General features: G+C 39.3%; 1 protein-coding gene. It reads right to left on the minus strand.

The genetic code is table 11. The annotated features are described in order from the left end of the window. The coding region (locus E1176_RS19925) for a hypothetical protein (protein WP_185152431.1) at positions 1–234 on the minus strand (234 nt) is incomplete at both ends.

Raw genomic sequence — 234 nt, forward strand, 5'->3', positions numbered from 1 at the left:
ACCTTTTTGAACAGTAAGTGTAAAATCATCGGGATAATTGCTATCTGCGTCTTCGACTGTAAGGTCTGATAGTGAAATTGATAAAGGAGTCTCTTCTGGAGTTGTAAGTGGTTGTACCAGACCTGTGATTACAGGTCGATTAGTTACTTTTTCAACAGTGACTGTGGCTAAGAATATATTACTACTGTTTATTCCATCATTTACCACGAGGCCTACTTCGATCGGACCAATGAC

It is taken from the genome of Fulvivirga aurantia (assembly GCF_009711475.1).
In the GTDB taxonomy this organism is placed as follows: domain Bacteria; phylum Bacteroidota; class Bacteroidia; order Cytophagales; family Cyclobacteriaceae; genus Fulvivirga; species Fulvivirga aurantia.